The sequence below is a fragment of the Pseudodesulfovibrio cashew genome, from assembly GCF_009762795.1.
GTDB classification, from domain to species: Bacteria; Desulfobacterota; Desulfovibrionia; order Desulfovibrionales; family Desulfovibrionaceae; genus Pseudodesulfovibrio; species Pseudodesulfovibrio cashew.
Genome location: NZ_CP046400.1, coordinates 2784672 through 2810511 on the forward strand (window position 1 = coordinate 2784672; position 25840 = coordinate 2810511).

The following is a 25840-nucleotide window of genomic DNA, read 5'->3' on the forward strand; positions in this document are numbered from 1 at the left end:
GGGCGTCAGCTAAAAGCCTTATGCCAACAAAATAGTTATTCAGATGTTCCAGAAGGATTTACTGAATCATCTCAAAGCATCATTCGGCAACTCGGTTCGTCTGCCGAGCAGTATTGGTTTTATCCCTGAACCAAAGGGAACTCTTAATATTCATATTAATAATCCCGACTGTAATATGCAGTCCGATCGGAACGCCTTTGAAGGGTGGGCATTGGCCTCCCGCGTAGCCGGTTTTGAGCATGTTCGTCTTTCGTGGGCTACAGAGAGCATTAAGGAACCAAAGCACTACAATCGTTTTTTGTATCGAGCTTTCATGTTCTCCAAGTATTTTAAGTGGTTTTCTTCGGATGTTCTCAATGTGGATCATATAGTCGGAGTTGGTATCGAAAAGTACATCAATCATGGAACTGTCTCTGCCTCTGTCAAAGACGATCCGAGATCCGAGTCTGCTTATGAGGATTGCTTGTATCGCTCCCAAGTTTTTAGAGTCGAGCACAATATCGATGAAGGTAGAATTGCTAGGCAACTTCCGGTTGGAGTCTATACCGAGAATCCTCCCACAGAGAAGAGCGCACTTTTTACGGGAAATGCTTCGGCGATAGATTTGATCGGTTTAGACCGCGATGGCGTTCTGAAATTGTTTGAGCTCAAGGTGGCAGGTAACAAGAAGGTCGGCGCCCTTTCGGAATTGTTTTTTTATTCGTGTATCCTCAATGACATACGGAGCGGTTTCATAAAGCCTTCTTCTGACGCGCTCATACGAGACTCTCTCCTGAGTTGGCAAGATGTCATTAATTCCAAGAAAATTGAAAATTATATCATCTCTTCCGGAGAGCTTCACCCCATAGTCAGAGGCGTGTGTGCTAGTAGCGTACTAGAGAATTTCCCAGTCACCTGCATAGAGGGCTACAAGTGCGAATAATCATCCATCGTGGGGCTGATGAGATCGGCGCGAGCTGCGTGGAGGTCGCGTATGGCACAACGCGCATTCTTCTGGATGCCGGTACCTCATTAGATGGCTCGGTGACCGTGTTCCCTGACGATATCAATGACTATTCAGCCGTAATCATTTCACATGGGCATCAGGATCATTATGGACTTCTTGAGAGCTTGCCTGAAAGCGTTGAATTGTACATGGGGGATGTCGCTTGGGGTTTTCTGCAAAGCCTCAGGATATTCACTGGTCAACCGCCGTTAGCAGAACGGTCACGTATTTGCTTGAAGGCGGAGAGGCCTTTCAAAATTGGCGAAATTGTCGTGATGCCATATCTTGTAGATCATTCCGCGCCGGAAGCTTTTGGTTTTCTCCTTTCGGCGGGAGGACGAACAATATACTACAGCGGCGATTTTCGAGCGCACGGGAGAAAGGCCAAGACCTTCGATTATCTGTGTGACCGGCTTCCTCGTGAAATGGATGCCGTATTGTTGGAAGGTACGTTGATCAACCGGGGCAATTCCCATTTCAGCGATGAATCAAAAGTGGAAGAGGGGATAATTGATGCGATTGGCAAGGAAGAGGGACTTGTCTGTCTCAGTTGTTCAGCACAAAATATCGATAGGATGGTGACGGCTTTCCGGGCTGCCAAGCGAAGTGGCAGGGTTTTAGCCCTTGATATCTATTCCGCTTGGATATTGCGAGTTGCTCAGAAGCTGTCAAAGAATATTCCGGATATCCGATGGGACGGTATTCGGGTTCTTTCACACAATAAAGTCGCTTTGGGACAGTATCGGAAGATAAAACAGAACAGTGGGTTTTTCGGAGACTTCGTTCGTGAACTCTATCACTCAGACAATGAGTTGTGGGAGAAGGATATTGTGGATTCACCGTCCCGATATCTTCTCAAGCTGAGCGACTTTGGACTAGCGCACATCCTTCAAAAGCTTCGAAAGCCTTCAACCGTTATATACTCACAGTGGTCCGGGTATCTTGACCATGATTCATCAGCATACAACGAGCCGGCTGGGGCGCTCAAAGCTCTCGCTGGGGAACGGTTTTATGAAATCCATACGAGCGGGCATGCGACCAAAGAGGATCTTGAACGTTTTGTGTCTCAAATATTGCCGAAAACAGTTATTCCGGTTCATACCAACCATAAGCATATGTTTGGGGCATTGTTTTCCCAAACAATCGTATTGGATGATGGGGAAGTTTTTGATTTGGCAGCGACGACGTAAGCTTTGTTATCTTGATTCAGGTTTGTGTTTTTGAGGCAAAACAGGTCTAAAACGGGTTTTGTCTTAGCCAATTAAAAAGCAGTTAGGCCAGATTACTGTCCTAACTGCTTATAATTATTGGTACCCGGGGCGGGATTTGAACCCGCACGGAGCAAGCTCCAAGGGATTTTAAGTCCCTGGTGTCTACCAATTCCACCACCCAGGCGTGGGAGTTTTCCTTATCGCGCGAGGCGCTGCCGCGTCAATGGCTTTCCCCTATTTGAACATGGTCAGATAGTTGCGGAACAGCCGTGGACTGACGCGGGAATAGTGATCGAAGTCCGATATGATCTCCAGGCCGGGGACGATGGCGCGGGTGACCGGGATGTTCAGGTCCTTGCGGGTCAGGTCGGCATAGGCCGGGGTATAGCCGTTGGTCATGAGCGTCTTTTCCAGGACCATGACGTCGCCCTCGGCGCTACCTGTAGAGTAGTCGGGGAGGTATTCCAGCCGCCGGACCGGCAGGCCCTCGGGAGCGGGGCCGGACTTGGGGCCGGGGTAGGGGTATGCCGTTTCCGTCATGGCTGAGACCAGGGCCGACTTGCCGTTCAGGCCGCAGCCGCCACCCTTGTTCACGTCGCCGTGGCGGCCCAGAACCACCGATTTGTAGCAGGGCACGCCCAGTTCCGTGGTGACGTCCAGGAACCAGACGTCAATGCCATCCTCCTTGTAGCCCGCGAGCAGCGGCGCGATAGCCGGGTCGTCGGTCTCGACGCGGAAGCACCGTTCGGGATCGAACAGGACCGTGGCGTCGCTGTCACGCTCGATGACTTCGGTCAGTGCCGATACTTTGGCCTCGGCCATGGTGTTGCCAGAGGCCAGGCCCGTGGACCCAAGGGCCGAGAACAGGCTCGGCTCGTCCAGGTTGCAGAAAAGAAAAACGAACTGGGCCGGGATCAGGATGGGCTTGATTCCGCCCTTGCCGTCCGGGGCGTGCCCCTCGAACCAGTGCAGTTTCTGTCCGGCGTAGGGGACTTCCAGCCGCACGTCCGCCGGGTTGATCGCCTCGGCATCCAATTCGTCGTAGCTGGCGTGGATGAGCGGGTAGTCCCGGGCGTACCCGACTATGCCCTTCTTGCCGAAGGAGGCGTAGGACGAGAATCGTTCCGCCATCTCCATGGAGCAGGAGGCGTCGGCCTGGGCGCGGGAAAGGCCTCGCCCATAGCTGGTCTGGATGCCTTCCAGCGAATTGCCCATGCTTCCGGACACGGTCCGGGTCTTGACCATCCAGTGGCGCAGGCTGGCGATAGGCGAGAGGGACGCCTTGTGCTCCATGACCGGCCCAAGAAAGGCGTCGGCCTTGTCCAGGGCGGCAAAGGCGTGGGCGATGGTTTCCTCAAGCGGCCTGCGCGCTTTGGGCGGCGGCAGTTCCCCGTCCAGGGACTGGCGGATTGTGCTTGCGTCCACGGCCTCAGGCAAGGCGAGCTCCTCTTCGGAGATCACTGCTTCCAGGCCTGCGTCTTCGGGGCGGGGCAACGCCTTCATGGCGAAAATGTTTTTGCCGAACAGTCTGATCCAGGCGGTGTGTCTGGCCTGATCCTCTCGCAGTCTGGAACGGATGTGGATGGCCGGGGTGTGCTCGAGCAGGGTGGCCGGATCAAGGCCGTCGAACAGGGGAAGCAATTGGCGCTGCCGGTCATGGCAGATGCATGCCTCGTACATGACAGCTGTGAGCACCGGGTCGGATTGTCCCTTGTCCTTCATGACTTCGTTGATGAGCTTCTGGAGCTTGCGCGTGCGGAAGTCCTTGAATCCCTGGAGCACGAATTCGTGCATGTAGTCGTCCATGGGATGCTTGCGGAGATGGTCGGCCATCTCGTTGAAGCTCAGGTTGACGTCGGGCATGGCCGCGAACATGCCGACCCCGAAATCCGTGTCCATCATTTGCAGCTTGTAGCGCATCAGGCTTCCTTGTCTTGGGTCTGAATCAACTGGAATTGCTTGAATATGTAGGCATATGAATCGGTTATGCCACAAAGTGATACGCTAGGGCATTCCGGGCTTGAACACAAGCCCTGTTTGGGCGAGGATGCCTTCATGGAAAAGTCCGCCACTCGCGCCGTGTGGAGGCGCTCCGCAAGGATTCTGCTGCTGTTCGCCGTGGCCGGTTTGCTCATCTATGTCTTTGAGCACTGGGGCGACCGTTACATGACTCGTCTGACAGCCTATGTTGCGTCCCAGGGACGGCTCGGGGTGGTCATCTACATTGCGGCTAACGCGCTTGGGACCATGCTCCTGGTGCCGCAGGGGTTTTTCACCGTGCCAGCCGGGATGCTCTTCGGCTGGAAGTTGGGTGCGCTGTGGGCGTCCATCGGCATGACTTTAGGAGCGGTCGGGGCATTTTTTCTCGCCCGTTATGGCGTGCGCGACCATATCCACCGCATGTATAAAGGGAATCGGGTGTTTGTTCGTCTGCAGCAACTCAGCCGACTGCACCCGCTTCACGTCATTTCTTTGTCGCGCATTATCCCTGTCATTCCGTTCCCCGTGGCCAGCTATCTACTGGGCGTAACCGAGGTCCGATCCCTGCCGTACGCGTTGCTGACCTGGCTGGCCATGTTGCCGGAGACGGTCTTTCTTGCCTCGGGCGGGCATTTGCTCCACACGGGATTATCGGGAAAAACGTCGCTGGAGGCCGGAGTGGCCTTGGCCGTGGGCGGGTTGGCCCTGGCCGTAGTTGTTCATCGGATGAAGCGGAAGTTTTTGAACGGCGGGGAAGGCCTTTAACCCAGAGAGCGGACCAGCTTTTCAACCATGGGGTAGAGTTCACGCGCTATGGCCTCTACGCCCTGCTCGTTGGGGTGCATGCCGTCCATGAGAGTCAGGGCATTGTCGCCGAAATAGCAGGACAGGATATCCGGGAAGAGGGGGACTCCGTGCTCTTCAGCCAATTCGGCAAAGATGGGATCGAACCCGGCCTTGTACTCGTCATCCATGACCGTCAGGGCGGTGATGCCCACGAGCAGGAGCGGGATATCTCGTTGCTTGAAGGCCGAAATCAGGGCGGTCAGGTTCGCCTTTACCACCGGCACGGGGTCGCCCACGAAGCAGTCGTTGGCTCCGAATTCGAGAACCGCGCAGTGGGGCTCGGCCATCAGCACCGAGTCCAGCCGCTCCAGGCCGTCCTCCGCCGTGTCGCCTGACACTCCGAAATTGAGACATGTTACCCGTATGCCGTCATCTCGGAGCAGTCGCTCCAGGACCACGGGCAGGGCTTCGTCTGGATGAAGGCCGTATCCCTCGGTCAGGCTGTCCCCGAAACAGGCGATGCGTACCGGCTGGCTGGACATGGTCTATCCGCCGATCCAGAGCTTGACCCTGGCTGCTTCTTCCTTCCATTCCTTGGACATGCGGAGGGTGAGGAATTGGGTGAAGACGATGTCGAGCATCTCCAGGCAGCGTTCCACCAGAAACATTTTTTCCAGAAATTTGGCGTCCGGATCGTCGCCTTCCTCGTCCTTGGACGAGACCTTGGGCGTCTTGAGGCCGGAGAGGCCGAAGTCCGATGAGGTGACCGTGACCAGCCAGTCGTCCTGGTCCATGGCGAAGAGCAGTTGGGCCTTGGAGACCTTTTTGCCGATGCCCAGGCCGGTCTTGGCTTCGGTCAGTTCGCCGCCGGGGTTGGACACCGTTGTGGTGGACTTGGTTTCGCCTTCACCGCCCTGGACCGAGACCTTCTGCTCCATGTGCAGGGTGAAGGTTCGTTTGTCCGGGAGTTGGAAGAGGATGGTTTCGTTGTCGGTCTTGTACCAGAGCCAGGTCAGGAAATCCTGGCCGAGCAGGGTGTTCTCGCGTTCGACGAGGGAAAGATCCATGACGGCTCCTTACACGAAGAGGGTGGGTTCGAGGGATTCCAGCCTGGGGGCGGCTTCTTCGCCTAGGATTTCCATGGCCATGAAAAACGGGGTCAGCGGCTCCAGGTGCAGGTCGAAGGTCAGGGTGAAGTAGTCTTCGAACAGGGCGCGGACCTTGGCGTTGGTGGTGGACAGGTAGACGCGGTTGGCCGACGGGTTCCAGATAATGTCGAACATGGCCGGGATGGGAAAGGTCCTGGCACGCAGTCGGAGGGTGACCTGTTCCTTGAGTTCCCGTTTGCGGTCCCGTGAGACGAAATTCTTGCCTTGCTCCTTGTTGTGCTCCAGCTCCTTGTTCAGGGCGATGGTGCAATGCTTCTTGAGCACGGCGGGCGGGATGCGCCGGGTGTCCAGACGCAGGCCGAAAGCGAAGTAGTCGGCCTTTTCCGGCGGGGACTGGACCCAGTTCATATCCAGCATGTCGTCGATGTTGGTCCAGCCGAAGGATCGCTCGTCGGCGGTGCCGTCGATGTCCACGAAGCAGAACTGCTTCAGTTTTTCGGGCACCTGTTGGAGAAGTTCCCGGGGGACCTCTTCAATGATCCGGTAACGTGTCAGCCCGAGGCTGGCGGATTGGATGCTCAACTGCGTCTCCTCATGTGCACAGGGTTTAAAAGCAGTCCCTGAGGTAAAATCTATCTCTCCGCTTGTAAAGGCCAAAGCGCTTGGGGAGTGGATTGTTTCCGGCCTCGGCTTGTTTTTGTCCGCCGGGGAAGGCATAGTCCGACGCAAAGGAGAGATCATGCAAAAACAAGCACTTACCGAATTGATATCCTATCTTGAAGACGTGGCCGCCAAGGTTCGCAGGCTGGAAGAGGAAGGCGATGCCGTTATCGAGACCGAAGGGCAGCTCGCCTTCCAGGCCAAACTGGAGGAGAAGGCCGAGCTGTTGGCGGCGCTGGGGGAAAAGGCGTGGAAGTTGACTGAGGCCGTAGGCGGGGAGCTGGGCAAGGAAATCGCGGCCCGGCTAGAACAGTTTTCCATGAGTGCCAGCACGTCCCTGCGCATCGGCAGCGTCTTTTTCATGACCGCGCTGCTCTATCCCGAAGATCACCAACCGGGCGAACCCAACGATCTGGAAACTTTCATAACCGATTTGAAAGGGAAGCTGTAGGCTAGTCCGGCAGGTTGAAGGCTTCGTCCTTTTTCCTGCTTTTGCGCTCGGCCTGCTGCTTTTGTCCAAGCAGGACGAGCGCGTGGATGGTATCATCTTGGGCACGGTCCGGGTCGACGTAGGTGCAGCCGACCGTACCGCGTTCATGGCGCATGACCTTGCATAATACGTTCTGGGCTTTGACCTCTCCATTCAGGATCAGGTCCATGTCCAACTCGACGCCTCCCTTGAAGCGCGGTTTTTCAAAGGCGAACCCGAGTCCCGTGGCACTGATGTCCATGACGGGGAATCGTTTTTTCAGGCGGTGGATGTGCACCTCCAGTCCCTTCAGCCGAATGCGGATGGCGTGGCGTTTCTTGGAGAGTTCGTCGTCCTTCTTGATGGAAATGCTGAAGCCCAGGGCTTCCTCATCGATGGGGGCAGCGGAGACGCGTTCCGCTTTTTTTCGCTTTTTCCCGGCGTTGTCGTCCAATTTGACCATGGTGCCTTTGGGGACTGGTGTGGGCCTTGTCCCGTTTTGAGCACCCCCGGTTGTCGACGCGGCTCCTTTGCCGCCGCCTTTTCCGGTCTTGCCGGAACGCGAAAAGAGATTGCTGAAAATATCGATTAAACCCATGTGTACCGCCAGGTAAAATAGAACGTATCCGTTGACATTTCCTTGATAATTCCGCTCCTATTTGCTGTCAAGTTAATGATTCTCAAGACGAGGTGAGAATGGGCCTTCCGTGCTTGGGGGGTTGACAATTTGTGGCGGACGGGACAAAGAACATACATCATTTCAAGGACAAGTTGGGTTGTAGGAGGACAATTATGATTGGCGAACTGCTTTCCGGAATGGCTCACAGCTCCGGTCCCGGTTTTGTGGGCGTATCCCTGATTTTCATTTATCTCGCATGGATTCTCACCATCGGCATCATTCGCGTAAGGGAAGCGATGCAAGAGGACCATCACTAGGGATTAAAAAAACCGCGCTGCCTGGCAGTGCGGTTTCCTTTTCGCCGAGGTCGTTCCTTCTTAGGAAGGGGCGGCCTCTTGTCTTTTCTCTACATAGCGCAACTGCCCGGGGGCTCTTCGAGAACCACCTCAAGAAGATATTTGCCGTAGCTGTTCTTGCTCATTTCGCAGGCCAGCTTTCTGAGTTGGGCATCGTCTATGAAACCCATGCGGTAGGCGATTTCTTCCGGGCTGGCGATGACGTAACCCTGCCGTTCCTGCACTGCCTGGACGAAGTTGGCTGCGCCCAGCAGGGACTCGTGGGTGCCCATGTCGAGCCAGGCGTAGCCCCGCCCCAGGGTTTCCACCGTCAGGTCGCCCCGTTCGAGATACGCCTTGTTGATGTCCGTGATTTCCAGTTCGCCTCTTGCCGAGGGCTTCAGGGACCTGGCAATCTCGATGACGTCGTTGTCGTAGAAGTAGAGGCCCGTGACCGCGTATTTCGATTTGGGCTTTTGCGGCTTTTCCTCAATGGAGAGCGCCCGGTATTCCTTATCGAATTCCACCACTCCGTAGCGTTCGGGGTCTTTGACCAGGTAGGCGAAGACTATGCCGCCTTTTTCCAGGTTGCCCGCCTGCTTGAGGATGGCACCCAGGCCGTGGCCGTAGAAGATGTTGTCGCCAAGGACCAGGCAGACCGAATCCTTGCCGATGAATTCCTCACCGATGAGGAACGCCTGGGCCAGGCCATCCGGACTTGGCTGGACTTGGTATTGCAAATTGATTCCCAGTTGAGAGCCATCGCCCAGCAGCATTCGGAAGTGCGGCAGATCGTGTGGCGTGGAGATGATCAGGATGTCCCGGATGCCAGCCAGCAGGAGCGTGGACAGAGGATAATAGATCATGGGCTTGTCGTATACGGGAAGGAGCTGCTTGCTGACCACGCGTGTCAGGGGATGCAGTCGGGTGCCGGAACCGCCGGCCAGGATTATGCCTTTCATAAAACGTCTCGTCGGGCCTGTGATTTACTTCGGGTTTGAGTTAGGATAGGTCCAGTCCTGAAGTCGCGCACAGTATAGTGTCGTGATAAAACAAAAAGCAACCCGCATCTGTGCGGGCGAGAGAGCATGCAGAATCCCTATTTCCAATTTTCCGGCGGCATCTTCGCGGCGCTCCTGTTCCTCGTTGCGCTGTTCTTTCTGTTCGTCTTCCTGCCGGTTTCCATTATTACCGAGGCCTTTTCCAAACTCGGGCTGACCCCGGCGCAGGGCGTACTCATGCTCATCGCCATCGTTGTTGGCCGCTTCGTGAATGTGCCCGTGCACACCAGCGAGCGGTTGGTTATGGTATCCCGCCCGGGTTCCATGCGTTTCTCAATGGATGCAATGGGGCGCGGCGTTCGCATAGAAGAAGAGACCGCCAATGAACTCAAGAAGCAGGTGTTCGCTGTGAACTTAGGCGGGTGCGTCATGCCGCTTCTGCTGAGCATTACCTTTCTGATCAGCCTGCATATGGAGGGTCGAGCGGGAGGCGCTTACGGCTGGATCGGTTTCGCAATGCTCATGGTGGCTGGCGGATGCTACGCCCTGACCAAAGCGGACTCTTTCACCGGATTGCGCGTTCCTCTGGTCCTGCCCGCGCTGATAACCTTCGTGACCGTGTACTTTTTCGTGCCGCGCGAGTTCCGCCCTGTGGCCGCTTACGTGGCGGGCACTCTTGGCACCGTCATCGGCGGCAATTTGATCCCGTTGTTGACCCCTCGTATCCGCAACAGCGTTGCCGCGCCCGTCGTCTCCATCGGCGGGGCAGGGACTTTCGGCGGCGTGTTTGTCGCGGGCATTCTTGCGGTATTGCTGGCCTGATTTCATTGTAAGGAGTCGTCATGAGTGAAGTATCCCTGTCGTTGACCCTGAACGGCCCGGTGAAAGCCGGGGAGAGGGTGCACCTGTGCAGCGCCGAGGCGGGCATGGGCAGACTGGTGACCGAAGCGCCGCTCACGGGGCTGCGGGCGGGTGACCGCCTGACTGCCGGGGAGGGCGGTTTTCTGGTTGTTTCCGTAGGCTGGTTGCCCGGAGGGGCGGAACATGCCTCTACTCCGCTGTTACTGGCCGAGGCCCTGGCCGAGGCGGAGTCCGGCATTATGGAGTGCCGTCTAGAACGGACCGGCTACGCACTGGCTTGGGTGACCCTGAGTGACAAGGGGGCGGCGGGAAAGCGCACCGACGAATCCGGGCCGCTCATCGGTCGGATGGTCGGTGAAACTCTCGATCTTTCGCTGGTACAGGGCTTTATCATTCCGGACGAGCCGCTTCGCCTGAAAGGGCTTTTGGCCGATCTCTCGCTGGTTCAGCGATTCGACCTGGTCATGACAACGGGTGGCACCGGAGTGGGGCCCCGCGACATCACGCCGGAGTCAACCCTTGCCGTCATCGAGAAGCGGTTGCCCGGCTACGAGCGGGCCATGACCGCAGCGAGCCTGCGCAAGACTCCGCACGGAGCCATTTCCAGAGCGGTTGCCGGGACGTTGGGCGAGACGCTCATAGTCAACATGCCGGGTAGCCCCAAAGCTGTGGCCGAGTGCCTGGAGCCTTTGCTGCCGACCCTGCGGCACACCCTGGAAAAACTACAGGGCGACCCCTCGGATTGCGCCGTGTTGCATAGGTGATCGTCCCTTTGTGGTTGCGGGGTCTCTAAAGATTTGTTAGAAACATCATGTTCAATTGTTGCAAGTTCAACTTTACTCTCAAAAAAGTGAAGCAGGATACCTAATTATGTATCTCAAACGGTCTTTGGCTGTTTTTCTGGCGTTCATGGCTCTGCTGGCCTTTTCGTCCATGGCGCTCGCCCAGGATGCCGACCCCGCACCCGGTTCCGAAATGGCTGCCTCGGAGGATTTCTCCGGGCCTTTTGACCTGGCCCGTTGCGTCAAGCGCGCCTTGGAGGTCAACCCGAGTATGACCGCTATCAGAGCGCAACTCACCGGCTCCCAGTTCGGCACAAAGTCATCCTTCGGAAACTTTCTGCCTACTGTGACCGGCACATACGGTTACAAGTATTATGATCGGAAGAACACGTATTCCAACGACAAGGACAACTGGGCCGCAGGTTTGAACCTGAGTCAGCCCGTGTTCAAGGGCTTCAATCTGCTGGCTTCCTGGCAGAAGGCCAAGTTGACGGAAGAGTCCAACATGGCCTCCCTGACCGATGTCGAACTGACCTTGGTTTCCAACGTGCAGTCCACTTTCCTGTCGCTGCTCAAGGCGCGCATGGACGTGAAGAGCGCCGAGGACTCCGTGGCCCGTCTGGAATCCCAGCTCAAGGTCATCAGCGCATTTTATGAAGTCGGTCTGCGGCCCAAGGCCGAGGTCCTGGATGCCGAGGTCGATCTGGCTTCCGCCCAGCAGGATCTGCTGACCGCCAAGAACGGTGTCTCCACGCAGGAGGCGCAGCTCAACACCTTGCTGAATATCCCGCTTGAGACTCAGGTCGACTACGTCGGCGAGCTCAAGTACATCCCTTTTGGCCTGACCCTGCAGCAGTGCCTGACCCGGGCCTATGCATCCCGTCCCGATCTGGTCATCGGTGAGAAGAGCGTGGAAATGGCCAAGAAGGACGTGACCATGGCCGCCAGCAGCTTCTACCCGCAGGTGGACGCTGATATGGACTACGTCAATCAGGGTACTGACCCTGGCTTCAGCAAGGGCGGCTACGCCTATCGCCAGAAGGAATACTGGACCGCCGGCGTCTCCGCATCCCTGAACCTGTTCCAGGGCGGCGCCGACTACTATGACTACAAGAAGGTGCAGGAGAGCGTGAAGCAGGTTCAGGCCCAGCTCGAAGACACTCGCCTGAGCGCCGGTTTCGAAGTCAAGACCGCCTTGCTGAATATCTCCGAGGCCGCTGATCGCATCACCGTGGCCAAGAAGTCCGTGACAGCGGCCCAGGAAGCCTACCGTATGGCCGTGGCCCGCTACCAGGCTCAGGTCGGAACCAACACCGACGTGCTCAACGCGCAGTCCCGCCTGACCACCAGCGAGGCTCAGCTCTCGCAGGCTTTGGCCGACTACGGCACTGCCATCTCCTCTCTGTACGTCGCCATGGGCGAAAAAAACCTGGGTTTGACCAAGGCAGAGTAAACGCCATGTTCACCCAGCGCAAACGTTCCTGGCAGGCCCGGGGCATGGAGTGCGAAAAGTGCGGGCTGGATCTGACCGCCTATCGGGGGTGCAGGGAAGTGACCCTGCGCTGTCCCAAGTGCGGCAAGATATACGACCTGCGCGCCTATGCCGAAGCGATGGATGACGAATTCGAGGAGGAAATGGGTTTTGTTCCCATGGACAGGATCTGATCTCTCCGCCAAGCGTATTAAGGTGGCGGCCATCGTTTTTGCGTTGGCCGCCATTTTCATTTGCGCCATGGTGAAAACCTCCCCCGCGGGGGAGAACGTCTGGGCTCCGCTGACCGACCGTCTGGTTGCGGATGGCTTTGACCGCGCTTACATCACCCCTCTCTTTTCCAATACCAAGCCCACCTTTTCGCCGGAAATCATGGCCCGCAAGATGAATGCGTTGCTGAAAAGCAAGCTTTCGGCGGCAAAACCGGCCAAGCGTGAAAAGCCCAAGGCAATGCAGCGCTACCTCAACCCTATCCTCATTGCAGGGGCCTACAGCTTTTATCGGGAAAATCGGGATGAATTGGCTCGAATCGAAAAGCGGTACCAGGTGCCGGGAGACCTGCTGACAGCGCTCATGCTGGTGGAGACCAAACTGGGCAGGCAGGTGGGCGACCACAACGCGCTAGGGATTCTGGCCAATATGGCCATAGCCAGTGATTTCGAATTGATCCGACCGCATATCCGCAGGGATGTGCCCGAAGAGTTGCAGGGGTGGCTGGAGCGTCGTACAGGGCAGAAGGCCTCTTGGGGATATGGGGAGCTCAAGTCGCTGCTTACCTACGCGCGCAAAAATGGGGCGGACCCGCTGACTATTCCCAGCTCCATGTATGGGGCCATCGGGTTGTGCCAGTTCATTCCCTCATCCGCCCTGGCTTACGGCGTGGACGGCTCCGGTGACGGCAAAGTGGACCTTTTCGATACGCGGGACGCATTGTACAGCATGGCCAATTTCATCAGGAAGCACGGCTGGAAGCCGGGGCTTGACCATGAGGCACAGGTCAAGATCGTTTATCGGTACAATCATTCCGAGAGCTACGCCCTGACCATCCTGGAAGTAGCAGATCGGATTCGAAAGACCGACGAATTTTTCGGCGACTAACGCCCGTCCAGCAGGCTTTGATAGAGGGTCAGGCTCCGCTTCAGGAACTCCTCAAGAGTGAGTTGAGACAGGGTTCGCTTTTGCGCCGTCAGAGCCTGCTCCCGCAGGGCCTGATCTGTCACAATCTTTTCCAGGGTATGTGCAAGTGACGCGGCGTCGCCCGGTTCCACCAGCATGGGCGGGGTGACCAGGTCCGGCATGACTCCGACGGAGGTGGAGACCAGTGGTCTTTCGGCCGCCATTATCTCCAGGGCGGAGCGGGCGATGGCCTCGGACCAGAGGGAGGATACCACGCCTATGTCCGTTGCCGAAATACAGGCGGCAATGTCGTCGCGCTTGCCGCTTATCCGGGTGACGTCCTCCAGGCCGTTGGCCTCTATCCATCCCCGTATCTCGGCTTCGGTCATGGCCGTATCGAATCCCATCAGGAAGAGCCGGACGTTCTCCAGGCCCTTTTTGCGCAGACGGGCCACGGCTTCAATGGTTTCCTTCTGACCCTTGACCCGGTCGAAGCGGCCCAGCAGTCCGATCACTACGTCCTGATCGGAAAAGCCGAATTCCTCGCGCACCCGATTGCGGCCTTCCGGGTCGAAGCGGAAGCGTTCCGTGTCCACGCCACCGTGGATGAGCCAGAGGCCGTCGCTGGGCGTCCGCATGGAATCAAGAAAGTAGTTGGCCATACGTCGGTTGGTAACGACCACCGCGTCAGCTATATGGGAATGAAGCCAGCGGTTGAGGGGGTCGCTCTTGGGGGGGCGCTGGTCGCCCCGGGTACGCACGAGCTTGTAAGGGAAGCCGAGGTACTTGAGCAGTCCCCAGAGAAAGAACCCTTCTCCCCGGTGGCAGTTGACGATATCAGGCCGGTGCGTCCTGAGAAGTTTTATGACGTGTCGCGCCGCAGCGGCGAAACGGACCGGGCTGACCGTGTTCAGATCAACGGCCACGGTATTCAGGCCCATTTCCCGCGCCTTTTTCTCGGGCGGGGTGCCCGCCTGGGTGAGCACGGTCACCTCATGTCCGGCATCTGCGAGGAGCCGGCTCAGGGTGATGGCGTACCAGGCGGTGGCGTTGTACCATCGGACGTTGATCACTTGGAATATTTTCATTAACTGTCGCTCGGGAGTAGTCGGTTGGAATGTTTGTCCAACATGACAGGTCGTGAACCCGAAGGCAAGAGAGTGCATATGGACGACATCCTCATTTCCATCATCCTTCCCACCTATAACCGGGCCAGGTTTTTGCCCCGAGCCCTGGACTCGGTGCTTAAGCAGACCCATGAGCGCTGGGAGGTCATCCTGGTTGACGACGGGTCCACCGATGAAACCGCCGAGGTCTTGCGTAACTTTCCTGATCCGCGGATTCGCTGTTACTTTCAGGAGAACAGGGGTGTTTCAGCAGCCAGAAACATGGGGTACACCCAGTGCTCAGGCGAGATGATGGCTCTGCTTGATTCTGACGACGAGTGGATGCCCACCAAGCTGGAGATCCAGCTGCGCTATATGCGGGAGAACGGTTTCGAGATATCTCAGACCAACGAGATATGGTACCGTGGCGGCAAACGGGTCAACCAGCCCGCAAAGTACGCCAAGCCTGAGGGATGGTTCTTCGAGGCAGCGCTTTCCATGTGTCTGATCAGCCCGGCATGTACCATGTTTACCCGTGCGGCGTGGGAGACCATAGGGCCTTTCGACGAGTCCATGCCCTCTTGTGAAGACTACGATATGTGGCTCAGGGCGTGCCTCGCCTTTCCCGTTGGCCTGGTCAGGGAGCCGTTGACCATCAAGCACGGCGGACGGGCCGACCAGCTTTCCAACTGCGTGCCCTGCGCAGACCTTTATCGAATCCGCGCGCTGGTAAAAATCCTGCAATGTGGAAAACTTGACGCTTCCCAGAGGGCACTGGCCATGAGGGAGTTGGAGAACAAGGTTGCCATTTACCGCCAAGGGTGTGAAAAAAGAGGAAAAACAGATGAGGCGGAAAAGGTCTGGAACCTGTTTTGCATGGTGCGTGAGGGGAAAGAAGTTCCCTTGAAAGCGCTGTGTTAGGATAAATTGAGTCCATTTCCGAAACCTGGCCCGTGTCAGCGGTGAGCATAAGCCGCCGGGAGAGTGTCGTGCCGTCCATTGAAAATCTCATAAATGACCTGCCGGAGATCAGCCAATCCCGTCTGGTGGCGTCCGGGTACGGCGTCTGGATTGTCTGGAAGGACAAACTCAACAACGCGGTAAAGAACACCCTGAGGGAATACGGCGCTCTGTGCGTGGCCGAGGAGTTGGACCAGGCCCTCTGGTTTTGCAATACCACTGAGGTGTTCCGTGCACTGGCCAGGCTCTACATATGGGCCCGCGTCAACCCCATGCCGGTCTCCTGCCAGGTGATCCCGCTGACCTTCCTGGTGGACTACGACATGAACTATTCCGTGTCCCTGTCGCCGGAGCTAGATCACCAGGAAGCCTCTTCGCCCGGCGACCTTGAGATACTGATTCATCCCAAGCTCAAGAACACGGTAAACGACATCCTCGGCCTGTCGCTCCAGATTCGTGGAGGCATCCCGGGCCTGGCTCCCGTTGAATGGTTCACCATGGTGGCCGACCAGGGTCTGGACTACGAAACCTTCTGCAAGTGGTATTACATCATAAAGCCCCTGGGGAGCCTGTCGGAAAAGGAAGCCAACAAGGGGTGGAGGGAACTTGTCCTTGAGATCGTCGAGCTGTTGAGGAGGCTTGGGCTCCGCTACATCTCAGACATGGAGAAGGGCGCCCTTATTCTGCCTCTTGAGAGCTTCCAATTGCTCAGATCCTTTTGCAGCGAGATGTTGAAGTTGATCAAGCGGCTCAAGGAGGATCCGGAAGGGGGCTACTGGCCTGTGGTTATGGCCGCCGTTCCGCAGCAGGAGTACGAGTTCACCTCGGACCTGCCTCAGAAGATCGGCCTGGATTGGAACAGGCTTTCGCCCGATTACCCCCATGTGCGCTTGGTAGATGGCTTTCTCCTCTCCGAGTGGTTCTATATGAGCGAGACCCGCTACGGGGTCGATGCGGTTTCCCTGGACTCGTGGTGCACCTTGGCTCTGCGTGAGGACGGGGGACGGCTGGATCATGGGACCATGCAGGTGGCCTTGGCCCACACTTTGGTGAACGGCGAGAATTCCCATTGTTTCTATTGCGGTCAGACAGGGCACAAGCCAAGGGATTGCCCGTCCAAGCAGTTGGAAAAGCCCCATCCCAAGGTCTGGCAGGAGCTTGCCAAGACCGACGTGAAGGATTTCACCAAGGGGTTCAGCGGAGTCGACGCCGCCGTGGCGGAAGAGGACGGGAGCGGGTCCATGCTCAAGCTGCTCAGTTCCCACAAGGGGCTGGAAAGCCTCATGCTCCGTGCGGTGTATGAAATCAACGCGCCGGCCCAGTTGCGCTTTCTGCGGATCGTCTGGCGTACGAGGGCCAAGGATTGGGTGGAAGGCATGCGCCAATTGGCGCCCCAGGAAGGAGATTTCGTCTGGGACGCTCTCCAGAGGATCGAGAGCGGGGACCTCGAGAACGCCGAGGTACAGATCAAGGAGGCCCAGCTCAAGTACCCACGGAGCTACCAGCCTCATTCCCTCTGGGGATTCTGGACTATGGAGAGCGGTGATACGAATCAGGCGCTCTTTCATTGGCAGGAAGCCGAGCGCATGAGCTACACGCCGTTGCAGCAAGGTTATTTTTCCTATCTTCAGGCGCGGTTACTCGAGGTTGACGGCAACTTGAAGGACGCCATCAACACGTATAAGCACGCCAATACCTATTCCCCCACCTGGGTCGATCCGGTCTACCGCCAGGGCGTGTGCATGGTAAAGATGGGGTTCACCGGCCAGGCCATGGACGTTTTCTCCGATCTCATCGAGCGAGACCCGCATATCTTCAACCGGATCCTCGTTGATCCCGAGTTGGACCGGGGCCGGGTCCAGCTCATGAGCGCGCTTTGGGAACGCTGGGCCGAGGCGGATGAAATGGTCTCCGCCGCAAAAGGGCGGGTCAGCGAGCTTCGGGACGATATTGCCCGGAGGTTCGACGAGAATCACAGTTATTACGAGCTGGGCCTGGAGGAGTTGGACCGGCTGGAGAAACTGGCCGTAACCAACAATTACGTGGCCTACCGGCAGTTGCTCCGGGGCACGGACAAATTCAAGCAGAATCTGGACGGTGAAGTCAGGCGTGAGATCAAACGGATCGACTCAAATCTGGATTACCAGGCTGAGCGAATCCGGGACATCCAGCATGAGGCCGCCTGGTTCCCGTTTCCCAAGTTGTTGTTGGAGTTCAACAAGGACTTCAACTTCTGTGTGGACAAGATCAACTGGATCAAAACGCAGCAGCTCAAGGAGCCCGACAAGTTCCGCAAGGCCCTCAAGTTCATTGACGAGATCGAGGAACACATAGAGTCCCTCCAGGGACGTCTGGTGACCCTGCGCATCGTCCGCGACAGCACGCTGTTCGTTCTCATGCTGGGGCGCAATTTCATTTGGTTCGAACTGTTGGGCCTGGGCCTTGCCCTGGCCGCCATCCCTGCGACCCTCTATTTCACCCAGGGGATGGAGGGGATATGGCTGCTGGACGCCATCCGAGAGCAGCGATGGGAGTTCTCCAAGGGTTTGGTGATCATTATTAGCGTCCTTTGCCTGGTCCTGGCCGTACTCAAGAGCGGCATCACCTTCGATAAGCGAAAGCGTGAATTGTTCGACCAGATCGAAAAGGAGATGAGCAAGTCCGCGCCCAAGCGATACTGAGCAGGGCTTCTCCTTCACATTGCCGCGCTTTGTGATATGTTGGCTCCATTAACAGGAAACAGGCATCGGAGGGCGGCATGCACAAATTGGTACTTGTCCGGCACGGGCAGAGCGAGTGGAATCTATCCAACCGGTTCACAGGCTGGACCGACGTGGACCTCACCGAACAGGGTATCGGCGAGGCCGTTTCCGGCGGGAAGCTTTTGCGCGAGGCCGGTTTCAGCTTCGATGTGGCCCACACCTCTTTTTTGAAGCGAGCCATCCGCACCCTCTGGCTGATTCAGGATGAGATGGACCTGCTTTGGCTTCCGGTGCAAAAGACATGGCGGCTCAACGAGCGCCACTATGGCGCGCTGCAAGGGTTGAACAAGGCGGAGACCGCCGCCAAATATGGCGACGAACAGGTCTTTGTCTGGCGTCGCAGTTTCGACGTGCCTCCGCCGGAGCTCGACCCTTCAGATGAACGTTCGCCCGCCAACGACCCTCGCTATGCAACCCTCGCTCCTGAAGAAATTCCGTTGAGCGAATCCCTCAAAAAGACCATCGACCGGACAATGCCCTACTGGTTCAAGGTCATCGAGCCGCAGATTCGGGCGGACCGTCGGGTGCTGATCGTGGCTCATGGCAACTCCCTGCGCGGCTTGGTAAAATACCTTGACGGCATGAGCGATGAGGAGATTACCCAACTGAATATACCCACCGGTGTGCCCCTGGTTTACGAGCTGGATGAGAACCTCAGGCCGCTTACCCATTACTACCTGGGCGATCCCGAAGCCGTGGCCAAGGCCGCCGAAGCGGTTGCCAATCAGGCCAAGGGAGGGTAATTCCCAACCGTCATGGACGGAACACGATTCACCCGAAACCTGCTCGATTGGTACGACGCCAATCGTCGCGATCTGCCTTGGCGCGACGACCCTGGTCCCTATCCCGTCTGGATTTCCGAGATAATGGCCCAGCAGACTCAGATGGACCGAGTGGTGGAATATCACCGGCGCTGGATGCGTCATTATCCCGACCCGGAAGCCTTGGCCAAGGCTCCGGAGGAAGCTGTGCTCAAGTCCTGGGAAGGGCTGGGTTACTACAACCGTGCCAGGAATATTCGCAAGGCTGCCGCACGCATCGTCGATGAGTTCGGCGGTGAGTTCCCTTCAGATCCGGCGGTCATCCGTTCTCTCCCTGGCATCGGCGAATACACGGCCGGTGCCATCGCCAGCATCGCCTTTGGTCAGCCCGTCCCTGCCATTGACGCCAACGTGCTACGTGTTTTCGCTCGCGTTTTGGATATCGATACTCCCATCCGGGAGAAGGCGGGCAGGGGGCAGGTCGAAGCGTGCGTGCGAGAACTGTTGCCCGAGGACCGGCCCGGCGACTTCAACCAGGCGCTCATGGAGCTTGGGGCGCTGGTCTGCTCCCGGCTTCCCGATTGTCCGGTCTGCCCGGTCAAGGAACATTGTCTTGCCCATGCGCGGGGCACCATCGGCGCGCGTCCCGTCCTGCCCCCGGGCAAGGACATCATCCGTATTAACATGGCCACAGGCGTGCTTGTTCACGAGGGACAGGCGCTCATACAGAAGCGCAGGCCCGACGACGTTTGGCCCGGACTGTGGGAATTTCCCGGTGGTTGCCTCGAACAGGGAGAAACCCCTGAGGAGGCGCTCGTGCGGGAATACCGTGAAGAGGTGGAGCTGGACGTGGTCCCCGAGGAGAAGATCACGGTGGTGGCTTATTCCTACACGCGTTATCGGGTGACCATGCATTGCTACCTGTGCCGTCCGGCCAACGGGGATGTTCCGGCTCCGGTTTTCAACGCGGCGGTGGAAGGTGGGTTTGTGCAACCTGCGTCCCTGGCGGATTATGCCTTCCCCTCCGGGCATCGTCGGCTCATCGATTTCATGCGCAACGATTTGCGTTTCGCTGAATTGTTCCGTCTCTCCTGATATCATCCCGTCATGCTTGGAGGTGTGGCCGTAGGCACGCCCCTTGCTTGTTTCCCTGCGCAGGCGTGTGTCCAGCCAAAACTTTGACGCAGGAGAAGCGACATGTCTTTCGGGCCAATCGAACAATATAACGCCCTGGCCGCCATGCAGTCAGGCAAGGGCGGCGGTAATCCCGTCCGCAACGTTCAATTGCAGGCGGCTTTCGATACTCAGATGCGCACGGCACAGAGTCTTTTCGGAGAAGGGTCTACAGAATACGGGGAGGGGAGCGCTTCCCGCGGGTTCGATATGGGCATCCTCAACGACGCCATGATGTTCGAAGCCCTGTCCACCATCTCCCGGCTGATGCGCGACGAGGCGGGGCTGCCGCGTCAGGTCGCCGTCTCTCGCAAGATGGCCGGGACCACGCAGGCCCCTGTTGCCGCGCCACTGCCTGAAGCCCCTAATGTCGGTAGCCTGTCGGCTCGTTTCGAGTCCGGTAGCGACGGCGTTGCCACCATAGGCTACGACCGCGTTGGTGGCACCTCCTACGGCAAGTATCAGATTGCGTCCAAGCCCGGCAGTATGGACCGTTTCCTGACTTATCTCGACGCGGAAGCGCCGGAGCTCGCCACCCGCTTGCGTCAGGCCGGTCCAACCGACACCGGTTCCAAGGAAGGCGGCATGCCTGAGGCCTGGAAGGAGATTGCCGCGCAGCAGCCCGAGCGGTTTGAAAAATTACAGCATGATTTCATAGCCACCGAGACCTATGATCCGGCCCGCAACATGATTTTCAAGCAGACCGGACTGGATTTCGACAATGCACCGCCCGCCCTGCGCGAGGTCCTCTGGTCCACGGCTGTCCAGCATGGCCCCACGGGCGCGGCCCGCATTTTCAACAAAGTCATAGATCGGTTCGTCGGACAGGTAAGCGAAGGCAAGTTCGACGCCAAGCTTATTGAGGGCGTCTACGATACGCGCAAGACCCAGTTCGGTTCCTCTACGCAACGGGTGCGCAGGGCCGTGGCCAATCGCCTGAATGAGGAAAAACAGATCGCCCTGAACATGCTGGGCGAGACCAGCCTCAACCGGATCGTGTAGGGCGTTTCCAAGAACAGTTTTTTCAGGCCGGGTATGTTGCCCGGCCTTTTTTCATGCCAGCTTTTCTTCGAGGGACGGGTCCAGGTCCACGCGCAGGGAGCCCTGCTTGGCGTCGACCATGACCTGGCCCTGAGCGAACCCCTTGACCTTGCGCACGTCCTTGACCAGGGCGTACATGATCTCAGCCTTGCCGTCGTCCCGGCGATAGCTCTTCAGGCCGCAGAGGATGGCCGCCTCGGCCAGGGTGGATTCCGGCACCTCGTGGCCGGGGTGATCCCGCTTGAGGATTACGTGCGAGCTGGGGCCGTCCGCAATGTGAAACCAGTAGTCGAAGGGCGAGGCCGCCTTGCTCAACATCTGGTGGTTGGCCTGCTTGTTCTTGCCCCTGATGATTGTGAAACCGTCTGACGATCGGAACAGGGACACGGCCAGACCCTTGTAGCGCTTTGGCAGCGGCGGTGGGCCATCCGGTCCGCGTTCCTCTTTTGACGGGAGTTGGAACTCAGGCAGGGTGCCGTCCTCCAGCCGCTTCAGTTCGGCCAGCAGCTCCTTGCGTCGACGTCGAATATGCGGAAAGCCTCGTTCCGCCTTGTCCGCCATCCTGAAGTAGCGTTCCATGTTTTCGGTGGGGGTCAGGTGGGGGTTGAGCTCCACAGTCATTTCACCGAGTTCCGGATGGGTAACCGTGACCGTTTCCAGCCCTTCCTTGTCCTTGAATCGGTAAAGCTCCGCCTGCATGGCTTCGGCCTTGCGCTTTTCGGCGGCCAGCTTCTGCAGTCGAGCCTCTTCTTCGTCCAGCCGGGCGAGGTTTCGCCGGACTTTTTTGCGCGCCCGCTTCAGCAGGGTCTGGGCGGGTTTTTCCTCTTCCATTTCCATCAGCGGAAACAGAGTTCGTTCGCCATGGGCGTTGGCTGCATCCAGAGCCGAGGAAAAGCAATCCTCCTCCTTGGCGCCCGTGGACCAGGCAAGGGGCGGTTGCCAGCCTCGAGCCGTCTGCGCCAGATAAAAGTTCTGCGTGGTGCCGCTCGCCACGGAAAGATAGAGCCCCAGCGCTTCGTTGTGGTCCAGTTTGGTCAAGGCCTTGCGCAGGGGAGGGGAGATGTGGGGATACTCGCGCCAGATTTCCTCGTCGGCCAGGACGTCCTCCAAAGCGGGCCATTCTGGCTGAGCGTCGAATTCAGGGGGGAGTTCGTCGGCGAGTTCCATGCCGTTTCGCGCGTCCAGGATGAGGAACGGGCCGCACGGAGGATCGGAGCGCGGAGACAGCTCCAAGGCGAGGCGGAGATTGGGCCAGTCCGTGTGGAATCCGAGGATGCGGCGATTGCGCAACCTCTTCCGGAACCACATGGCCATGGCCGGAACCTGCTGTGGATTGACCGGTTTGATGGGGGAAATAAAAAGATGGCCCGCCGGTTTGGCGGGCCTAAAGAGCAGGTGCATGGGCTCGCCCGGATTCTGGATTTTAATGGTCCAGACGCCAGGAGCCGGGCCGAATACCTTGTCTATCCGGCGGTCTGTCAGCAGGGTGCCCAACTCGGCTGCGAGGAAGCGGAAAAAATTTGCCTCCATGGCGGTTCGGGCACAGGCGGTGCGGTCGGGCGGCTAGTCGCCGCGAACGGCTTCGTCCGCTTCCTGCTTGCTTTTACAGTTGATGCACAGCGTAGTCATGGGGCGGGCCTTGAGGCGCGCGATGGAGATATCGTCGCCGCACTCCTGGCAGATGCCGTATTCCCCGTCCTCGATGCGCTCCACTGCCTTCTGGATTTTCTTTACCAGCTTGCGCTCGCGGTCACGCAGACGCAGTGTAAAGGCGCGGTCGGATTCCGCGGTGGCGCGATCCGCCGGATCGGCGTAGACCTCGCCGGACTCGGTCATGTCTTCAATGGTCTCCTCGCTCTTCCTGAGCGTATCGTCCAGCATGCCGGTAAGCATGTCCTTGAAAAACTGCAGATCTTTCTGTTCCATATTTTGCTCCCTTTGGGTGCAACCAGTCGGTGGGAGTACCACCAATTGAAATTACTAAATTAAAGCGCGTAGGTATACCAAAAACGCACTAAAAGTAAAGTCTTTACATTAGGTGAAAAATTCCAGGTGGTTCTTTATTGTATATATGAGAGGAAAAAAGAAAAAATACCCTTGACACCTACTGGAGGCGCGGGTAAACAGTGGTTCGCTTTTGAGCGCGGGAATAACTCAGTGGTAGAGTGCAACCTTGCCAAGGTTGAAGTCGCGAGTTCAAATCTCGTTTCCCGCTCCAAAAGAGGCGACATAGCCAAGTGGTAAGGCAGAGGTCTGCAAAACCTCCATTCTCCGGTTCAAATCCGGATGTCGCCTCCATTTAGCGGGAATAACTCAGTGGTAGAGTGCAACCTTGCCAAGGTTGAAGTCGCGAGTTCAAATCTCGTTTCCCGCTCCAGACATACCGGCCGGTCCTTCGGGACCGGCCTTTCCCAGGCGGGAATAACTCAGTGGTAGAGTGCAACCTTGCCAAGGTTGAAGTCGCGAGTTCAAATCTCGTTTCCCGCTCCAGAAATTTCAAGCCGGCCCTTCGTGGGCCGGCTTTTTTCATTTTCTTTCAGGTCGGTTGAGTCCTGTTTTGGGCGAAGTGCTTTTTTTTGTCCGGAAAAGGGGTGGTCCGGTATGGTCCCTGCAAATCGCAGGGAAACGGAAAACATTTCCCCTACCGGCGTGAGCCGCTGAAAGCTTATGAAGAATACAGATTCATCCCCTGTCTCCGCGTCGCGGACTGGCCAGTTTGATGGCTTGTACCTCAATGGTTCCCCGCTTGTTTCGGTGGGTATGCAGGCCCGCAATTTCACCGCTTCAATTTGTGGTTCCGAACTCGGCATCGCTCCGGAGTTCTATTCGTCGGAGAGTCTGGCCGATGACATTGAGCGGCTGTGCGACCCTGACCAACCGCTGGATGACGCCCGTTTTCTCAACGTGGCAGTGAAGTATTTCTTTGCCTACGTACATGACGGCGCACACCTGGAGCGGGTGGAGTACGGCGATATCGCATCGCTTTTCGAGCGGTTCTCCCGCCATCTATCCCTGAACGAGCCTGGTGACGACGTGGAGCTCATGAACCTGATGCGCCAGTGGTCGCCGGTTCTTCGGGTGCTGGCGGATGCGCCGCGTGCGGCCCACATCATGCGTGCGGTGGCCGGGCAGGTCGACGCGCCCCGTGCCATGGGCGGCCCGTATGTGGGCGTGGACATTGGCGCGGGTACGGGCATCATGCTTCTGGCCCAGCAGATTCAGGCCCGCCGCAACGGCTTCGCTGACATCAGGACGTTGGGGTTTCAGTCAGATCCTCTCTCGGGTGAGCGGACCCACGATCTGGTGCACTCCCTGGGTATGGGCGGCGTCATGCTTGCGGACCCGGCAAGGGAAGGCGCTTACGGCATGCTGCGTGGGCGTCCTGTCAGTCACGTCGCCAACGAAATGGCGGCGGGCATCCAGCAGACTCTGGATCACGGTAATTTCTTCGGCAAGTATGAGGCGTTTTTTACCGCCGTGGGCGACGCGTCGGATCGGGCGATCTTTTTCCCGGAAGGAATTATTGCCCACAGCGGGGCCGAGGGTATGTCGGTCATCCTGACAAGGGAGAATGGATTCAGTGCGCCTGCCGGTTGCGGCCGGACCGGGCTGGTCCCCCAGGCGCTGATCCTCGGGGGTGAGGTCGTGCCAGTGCATAAGCTTGGGCAGGATTTCTACGCTTACCTGACCTGATCTGCCCGGTTTGGGCTTTTCCTACCCGTAGATGACGATGGCGGCTGCTCCGGCGGTCATGATCAGTGTGCCTGCCAGGCGGTAGCTGATGCCGCGCTCCTTGAACAGAACCCTGCCATAGATAACCGAAAAGATGCCTGCCATCCTTTTTATGGTGATCATGTAAGCTGCGGCGGCCATGGACATGGCCATGTTGTGGCTGAGGACCTCGCAGAACAGGATAAGACCGGAGCCCATGGCGAGCAGCGGTTTGCGCGTCACGGCTCTGGCCGACGCCTTGCCCGTGCCGATGAGTACCAGAGGGATGAGCAGACCCAGCAGGCTGAAGAGCAGCATGGACGTGTACATCGGCGAGGAGTGGATGATCATCACCTTGCCGCCTACCGAGGTCAGGGCGTAGATGGCGGCCACGATCAGCATCAGCAGTGAGCCCGGTTCCCTGAAAATCGCCTTGATCGGGCCGAGAATGCCGAATCGGGCGCTGTCCAGATTGATCACGTAGCCACCGGCGACCACCAGTAACATTCCCGCCATGCCGGGCAGGCTGAGCGTCTCATGCAGGATCAGGTCTCCAGAGACCAGCACGAAGACAGGCGTGAAGCTGAGAAAGGGCAGGGTAAGCGATAGAGGCGAAAGGTGGATGGCGCGGTAGTGCAGGATGAAGCCGACCATGGTCAACGGTAGGACCCACGCCATGGCCGGGTAGAAGCCCGGGCCGATCTCGGGCTTGTCAACGAACAGCAGCCCTATGGCGCAAAGGGGCGCGGCATAGAGAAAAGGTATGATGCTCATCTCCCACGGCGAGACGTCCGAGAAGAACCGTTTCAGATAGGCGGAGTTGGACGCCATGCAGAATGCCGCCGAAAGAGAGAGGAAGAACCAAGTCATGGGCAGGGTATACGTTCAGACGTATATAATGTAAAAACAAACTTGCCTAT

26 protein-coding genes and 5 tRNA genes are annotated in these 25840 nt (G+C 57.8%); 20 read left to right on the plus strand and 11 right to left on the minus strand.

The genetic code is table 11. The features are described from left to right. Positions 1-43: 43 nt before the first annotated feature. Together GM415_RS12535 and GM415_RS12540 are read left to right on the plus strand one after the other, a co-directional pair. A complete protein-coding gene (locus GM415_RS12535; RefSeq protein ID WP_158948688.1) occupies positions 44-922 on the plus strand; it encodes a hypothetical protein in 879 nt (292 codons plus the stop codon). Beyond that, positions 913-2175 carry an MBL fold metallo-hydrolase gene (locus tag GM415_RS12540; protein ID WP_158948690.1) on the plus strand — a complete coding sequence of 421 codons (1263 nt, stop codon included), beginning with the start codon at positions 913-915 and terminating at the stop codon, positions 2173-2175. The genes GM415_RS12535 and GM415_RS12540 overlap by 10 nt, the downstream gene beginning before the upstream one ends. Positions 2176-2293: 118 nt before the next feature. Here GM415_RS12540 and GM415_RS12545 read toward each other — a convergent pair. Together GM415_RS12545 and GM415_RS12550 are read right to left on the minus strand one after the other, a co-directional pair. Beyond that, positions 2294-2380 (minus strand) — tRNA-Leu (locus tag GM415_RS12545). 50 nt (positions 2381-2430) lie between these two features. Beyond that, on the minus strand, positions 2431-4116 hold the full coding sequence (locus tag GM415_RS12550) for a YcaO-like family protein (protein ID WP_158948692.1): 1686 nt from the start codon (positions 4114-4116) through the stop codon (positions 2431-2433). 135 nt (positions 4117-4251) lie between these two features. Between GM415_RS12550 and GM415_RS12555 the strand changes: the two genes are divergently transcribed. After that, positions 4252-4941, plus strand: coding sequence for a TVP38/TMEM64 family protein (locus tag GM415_RS12555; protein WP_158948694.1), 690 nt, complete (start codon positions 4252-4254; stop codon positions 4939-4941). Here GM415_RS12555 and GM415_RS12560 read toward each other — a convergent pair. The 3 genes from GM415_RS12560 to rdgC are packed head-to-tail and all read right to left on the minus strand — an operon-like array spanning position 4938 to position 6653. Further along, positions 4938-5504 (minus strand): arylesterase, encoded by a 567-nt coding sequence (locus GM415_RS12560; RefSeq protein ID WP_158948696.1) that lies wholly within the window; start codon positions 5502-5504, stop codon positions 4938-4940. The two genes, GM415_RS12555 and GM415_RS12560, sit on opposite strands and share 4 nt — an antisense overlap. A gap of 3 nt (positions 5505-5507) precedes the next feature. Continuing rightward, entirely contained in the window at positions 5508-6029 is a 522-nt protein-coding gene (locus GM415_RS12565; protein WP_158948698.1) for a hypothetical protein, read from the minus strand. A gap of 9 nt (positions 6030-6038) precedes the next feature. Next, on the minus strand, positions 6039-6653 hold the full coding sequence (gene rdgC, locus GM415_RS12570) for a recombination-associated protein RdgC (protein ID WP_158948700.1): 615 nt from the start codon (positions 6651-6653) through the stop codon (positions 6039-6041). Positions 6654-6810: 157 nt separating this feature from the next. On the opposite strand from rdgC, the gene GM415_RS12575 reads away from it, so the two are divergent. Further along, a complete protein-coding gene (locus GM415_RS12575) occupies positions 6811-7182 on the plus strand; it encodes a hypothetical protein (protein ID WP_158948702.1) in 372 nt (123 codons plus the stop codon). Between the two features lies 1 nt (position 7183). Here GM415_RS12575 and GM415_RS12580 read toward each other — a convergent pair whose 3' ends face one another. Then, on the minus strand, positions 7184-7663 hold the full coding sequence (locus GM415_RS12580) for a PilZ domain-containing protein (protein ID WP_158948704.1): 480 nt from the start codon (positions 7661-7663) through the stop codon (positions 7184-7186). A gap of 329 nt (positions 7664-7992) precedes the next feature. On the opposite strand from GM415_RS12580, the gene GM415_RS17990 reads away from it, so the two are divergent. Then, positions 7993-8136 (plus strand): hypothetical protein, encoded by a 144-nt coding sequence (locus tag GM415_RS17990; RefSeq protein WP_199244296.1) that lies wholly within the window; start codon positions 7993-7995, stop codon positions 8134-8136. Between the two features lie 89 nt (positions 8137-8225). Here GM415_RS17990 and rfbA read toward each other — a convergent pair whose 3' ends face one another. Continuing rightward, a complete protein-coding gene (gene rfbA, locus GM415_RS12585; RefSeq protein ID WP_158948706.1) occupies positions 8226-9116 on the minus strand; it encodes a glucose-1-phosphate thymidylyltransferase RfbA in 891 nt (296 codons plus the stop codon). A gap of 126 nt (positions 9117-9242) precedes the next feature. Between rfbA and GM415_RS12590 the strand changes: the two genes are divergently transcribed. The 5 genes from GM415_RS12590 (at position 9243) to GM415_RS12610 (ending at position 13388) form a co-directional block, all read left to right on the plus strand. After that, positions 9243-9977 carry a DUF1614 domain-containing protein gene (locus GM415_RS12590; protein ID WP_158948708.1) on the plus strand — a complete coding sequence of 245 codons (735 nt, stop codon included), beginning with the start codon at positions 9243-9245 and terminating at the stop codon, positions 9975-9977. 20 nt (positions 9978-9997) lie between these two features. After that, the gene (locus tag GM415_RS12595; RefSeq protein ID WP_158948710.1) at positions 9998-10780 is read left to right on the plus strand and encodes a MogA/MoaB family molybdenum cofactor biosynthesis protein; all 783 of its coding nucleotides are present in this window, start codon (positions 9998-10000) and stop codon (positions 10778-10780) included. Between the two features lie 106 nt (positions 10781-10886). Beyond that, a complete protein-coding gene (locus tag GM415_RS12600; RefSeq protein WP_158948712.1) occupies positions 10887-12251 on the plus strand; it encodes a TolC family protein in 1365 nt (454 codons plus the stop codon). Positions 12252-12256: 5 nt separating this feature from the next. Next, on the plus strand, positions 12257-12463 hold the full coding sequence (locus GM415_RS12605; protein ID WP_158948714.1) for a dual CXXC motif small (seleno)protein: 207 nt from the start codon (positions 12257-12259) through the stop codon (positions 12461-12463). Further along, on the plus strand, positions 12441-13388 hold the full coding sequence (locus GM415_RS12610; protein WP_158948716.1) for a lytic murein transglycosylase: 948 nt from the start codon (positions 12441-12443) through the stop codon (positions 13386-13388). The genes GM415_RS12605 and GM415_RS12610 overlap by 23 nt, the downstream gene beginning before the upstream one ends. On the opposite strand, the gene GM415_RS12615 is transcribed toward GM415_RS12610, so the two are convergent. Beyond that, entirely contained in the window at positions 13385-14494 is a 1110-nt protein-coding gene (locus tag GM415_RS12615; RefSeq protein WP_158948718.1) for a glycosyltransferase family 4 protein, read from the minus strand. The two genes, GM415_RS12610 and GM415_RS12615, sit on opposite strands and share 4 nt — an antisense overlap. 78 nt (positions 14495-14572) lie before the next feature. Between GM415_RS12615 and GM415_RS12620 the strand changes: the two genes are divergently transcribed. From GM415_RS12620 to GM415_RS12640, 5 genes are all read left to right on the plus strand, one after another. Continuing rightward, positions 14573-15433 carry a glycosyltransferase family 2 protein gene (locus tag GM415_RS12620; protein ID WP_158948720.1) on the plus strand — a complete coding sequence of 287 codons (861 nt, stop codon included), beginning with the start codon at positions 14573-14575 and terminating at the stop codon, positions 15431-15433. A 68-nt stretch (positions 15434-15501) separates the two neighbouring features. Further along, the gene (locus tag GM415_RS12625; RefSeq protein WP_158948722.1) at positions 15502-18153 is read left to right on the plus strand and encodes a tetratricopeptide repeat protein; all 2652 of its coding nucleotides are present in this window, start codon (positions 15502-15504) and stop codon (positions 18151-18153) included. Between the two features lie 77 nt (positions 18154-18230). Continuing rightward, a complete protein-coding gene (gene gpmA, locus GM415_RS12630; protein ID WP_158948724.1) occupies positions 18231-18977 on the plus strand; it encodes a 2,3-diphosphoglycerate-dependent phosphoglycerate mutase in 747 nt (248 codons plus the stop codon). A gap of 12 nt (positions 18978-18989) precedes the next feature. Beyond that, positions 18990-20090 carry an A/G-specific adenine glycosylase gene (mutY, locus tag GM415_RS12635; RefSeq protein WP_158948726.1) on the plus strand — a complete coding sequence of 367 codons (1101 nt, stop codon included), beginning with the start codon at positions 18990-18992 and terminating at the stop codon, positions 20088-20090. Positions 20091-20192: 102 nt separating this feature from the next. After that, the gene (locus GM415_RS12640) at positions 20193-21170 is read left to right on the plus strand and encodes a VgrG-related protein (protein WP_158948728.1); all 978 of its coding nucleotides are present in this window, start codon (positions 20193-20195) and stop codon (positions 21168-21170) included. 51 nt (positions 21171-21221) lie between these two features. Here the strand turns inward: GM415_RS12640 and GM415_RS12645 are convergent, their stop codons facing one another. Next, positions 21222-22739 (minus strand): NFACT RNA binding domain-containing protein, encoded by a 1518-nt coding sequence (locus GM415_RS12645; protein ID WP_158948730.1) that lies wholly within the window; start codon positions 22737-22739, stop codon positions 21222-21224. A gap of 33 nt (positions 22740-22772) precedes the next feature. Further along, positions 22773-23135 carry an RNA polymerase-binding protein DksA gene (dksA, locus tag GM415_RS12650; protein WP_158948732.1) on the minus strand — a complete coding sequence of 121 codons (363 nt, stop codon included), beginning with the start codon at positions 23133-23135 and terminating at the stop codon, positions 22773-22775. A gap of 217 nt (positions 23136-23352) precedes the next feature. Here dksA and GM415_RS12655 point away from each other — a divergent pair. The 5 genes from GM415_RS12655 to GM415_RS17995 all read left to right on the plus strand — a co-directional run bounded on the left by GM415_RS12655 (position 23353) and on the right by GM415_RS17995 (position 24902). Next, positions 23353-23427, plus strand: a tRNA-Gly gene (locus GM415_RS12655). A gap of 5 nt (positions 23428-23432) precedes the next feature. Beyond that, a tRNA-Cys gene (locus GM415_RS12660) sits at positions 23433-23507 on the plus strand. Between the two features lie 4 nt (positions 23508-23511). Further along, positions 23512-23586 (plus strand) — tRNA-Gly (locus GM415_RS12665). Positions 23587-23624: 38 nt separating this feature from the next. Next, positions 23625-23699: transfer RNA gene (locus GM415_RS12670), tRNA-Gly, on the plus strand. A 270-nt stretch (positions 23700-23969) separates the two neighbouring features. Continuing rightward, positions 23970-24902: a hypothetical protein gene (locus GM415_RS17995; protein WP_242012241.1), complete on the plus strand. Its 933-nt coding sequence runs from the start codon at positions 23970-23972 to the stop codon at positions 24900-24902. Between the two features lie 21 nt (positions 24903-24923). Here the strand turns inward: GM415_RS17995 and GM415_RS12680 are convergent, their stop codons facing one another. Further along, complete coding sequence (locus GM415_RS12680) at positions 24924-25790, minus strand: EamA family transporter (RefSeq protein WP_158948734.1); 867 nt, start codon at positions 25788-25790, stop codon at positions 24924-24926. Positions 25791-25840 lie beyond the last annotated feature (50 nt).

What these genes read in the sequence shown, in the direction of transcription:
- GM415_RS12535 (WP_158948688.1), top strand. Translation starts at nt 44, where the DNA reads ATGTTCCAGAAGGATTTACTGAATCATCTCAAAGCATCATTCGGCAAC.
- GM415_RS12550 (WP_158948692.1), bottom strand. Translation starts at nt 4,116, where the DNA reads ATGCGCTACAAGCTGCAAATGATGGACACGGATTTCGGGGTCGGCATG.
- GM415_RS12555 (WP_158948694.1), top strand. Translation starts at nt 4,252, where the DNA reads ATGGAAAAGTCCGCCACTCGCGCCGTGTGGAGGCGCTCCGCAAGGATT.
- GM415_RS12560 (WP_158948696.1), bottom strand. Translation starts at nt 5,504, where the DNA reads ATGTCCAGCCAGCCGGTACGCATCGCCTGTTTCGGGGACAGCCTGACC.
- GM415_RS12565 (WP_158948698.1), bottom strand. Translation starts at nt 6,029, where the DNA reads ATGGATCTTTCCCTCGTCGAACGCGAGAACACCCTGCTCGGCCAGGAT.
- GM415_RS12575 (WP_158948702.1), top strand. Translation starts at nt 6,811, where the DNA reads ATGCAAAAACAAGCACTTACCGAATTGATATCCTATCTTGAAGACGTG.
- GM415_RS12580 (WP_158948704.1), bottom strand. Translation starts at nt 7,663, where the DNA reads ATGGTCAAATTGGACGACAACGCCGGGAAAAAGCGAAAAAAAGCGGAA.
- GM415_RS17990 (WP_199244296.1), top strand. Translation starts at nt 7,993, where the DNA reads ATGATTGGCGAACTGCTTTCCGGAATGGCTCACAGCTCCGGTCCCGGT.
- rfbA (WP_158948706.1), bottom strand. Translation starts at nt 9,116, where the DNA reads ATGAAAGGCATAATCCTGGCCGGCGGTTCCGGCACCCGACTGCATCCC.
- GM415_RS12590 (WP_158948708.1), top strand. Translation starts at nt 9,243, where the DNA reads ATGCAGAATCCCTATTTCCAATTTTCCGGCGGCATCTTCGCGGCGCTC.
- GM415_RS12595 (WP_158948710.1), top strand. Translation starts at nt 9,998, where the DNA reads ATGAGTGAAGTATCCCTGTCGTTGACCCTGAACGGCCCGGTGAAAGCC.
- GM415_RS12600 (WP_158948712.1), top strand. Translation starts at nt 10,887, where the DNA reads ATGTATCTCAAACGGTCTTTGGCTGTTTTTCTGGCGTTCATGGCTCTG.
- GM415_RS12605 (WP_158948714.1), top strand. Translation starts at nt 12,257, where the DNA reads ATGTTCACCCAGCGCAAACGTTCCTGGCAGGCCCGGGGCATGGAGTGC.
- GM415_RS12615 (WP_158948718.1), bottom strand. Translation starts at nt 14,494, where the DNA reads ATGAAAATATTCCAAGTGATCAACGTCCGATGGTACAACGCCACCGCC.
- GM415_RS12620 (WP_158948720.1), top strand. Translation starts at nt 14,573, where the DNA reads ATGGACGACATCCTCATTTCCATCATCCTTCCCACCTATAACCGGGCC.
- gpmA (WP_158948724.1), top strand. Translation starts at nt 18,231, where the DNA reads ATGCACAAATTGGTACTTGTCCGGCACGGGCAGAGCGAGTGGAATCTA.
- mutY (WP_158948726.1), top strand. Translation starts at nt 18,990, where the DNA reads ATGGACGGAACACGATTCACCCGAAACCTGCTCGATTGGTACGACGCC.
- GM415_RS12640 (WP_158948728.1), top strand. Translation starts at nt 20,193, where the DNA reads ATGTCTTTCGGGCCAATCGAACAATATAACGCCCTGGCCGCCATGCAG.
- GM415_RS12645 (WP_158948730.1), bottom strand. Translation starts at nt 22,739, where the DNA reads ATGGAGGCAAATTTTTTCCGCTTCCTCGCAGCCGAGTTGGGCACCCTG.
- dksA (WP_158948732.1), bottom strand. Translation starts at nt 23,135, where the DNA reads ATGGAACAGAAAGATCTGCAGTTTTTCAAGGACATGCTTACCGGCATG.
- GM415_RS17995 (WP_242012241.1), top strand. Translation starts at nt 23,970, where the DNA reads ATGCAGGCCCGCAATTTCACCGCTTCAATTTGTGGTTCCGAACTCGGC.
- GM415_RS12680 (WP_158948734.1), bottom strand. Translation starts at nt 25,790, where the DNA reads ATGACTTGGTTCTTCCTCTCTCTTTCGGCGGCATTCTGCATGGCGTCC.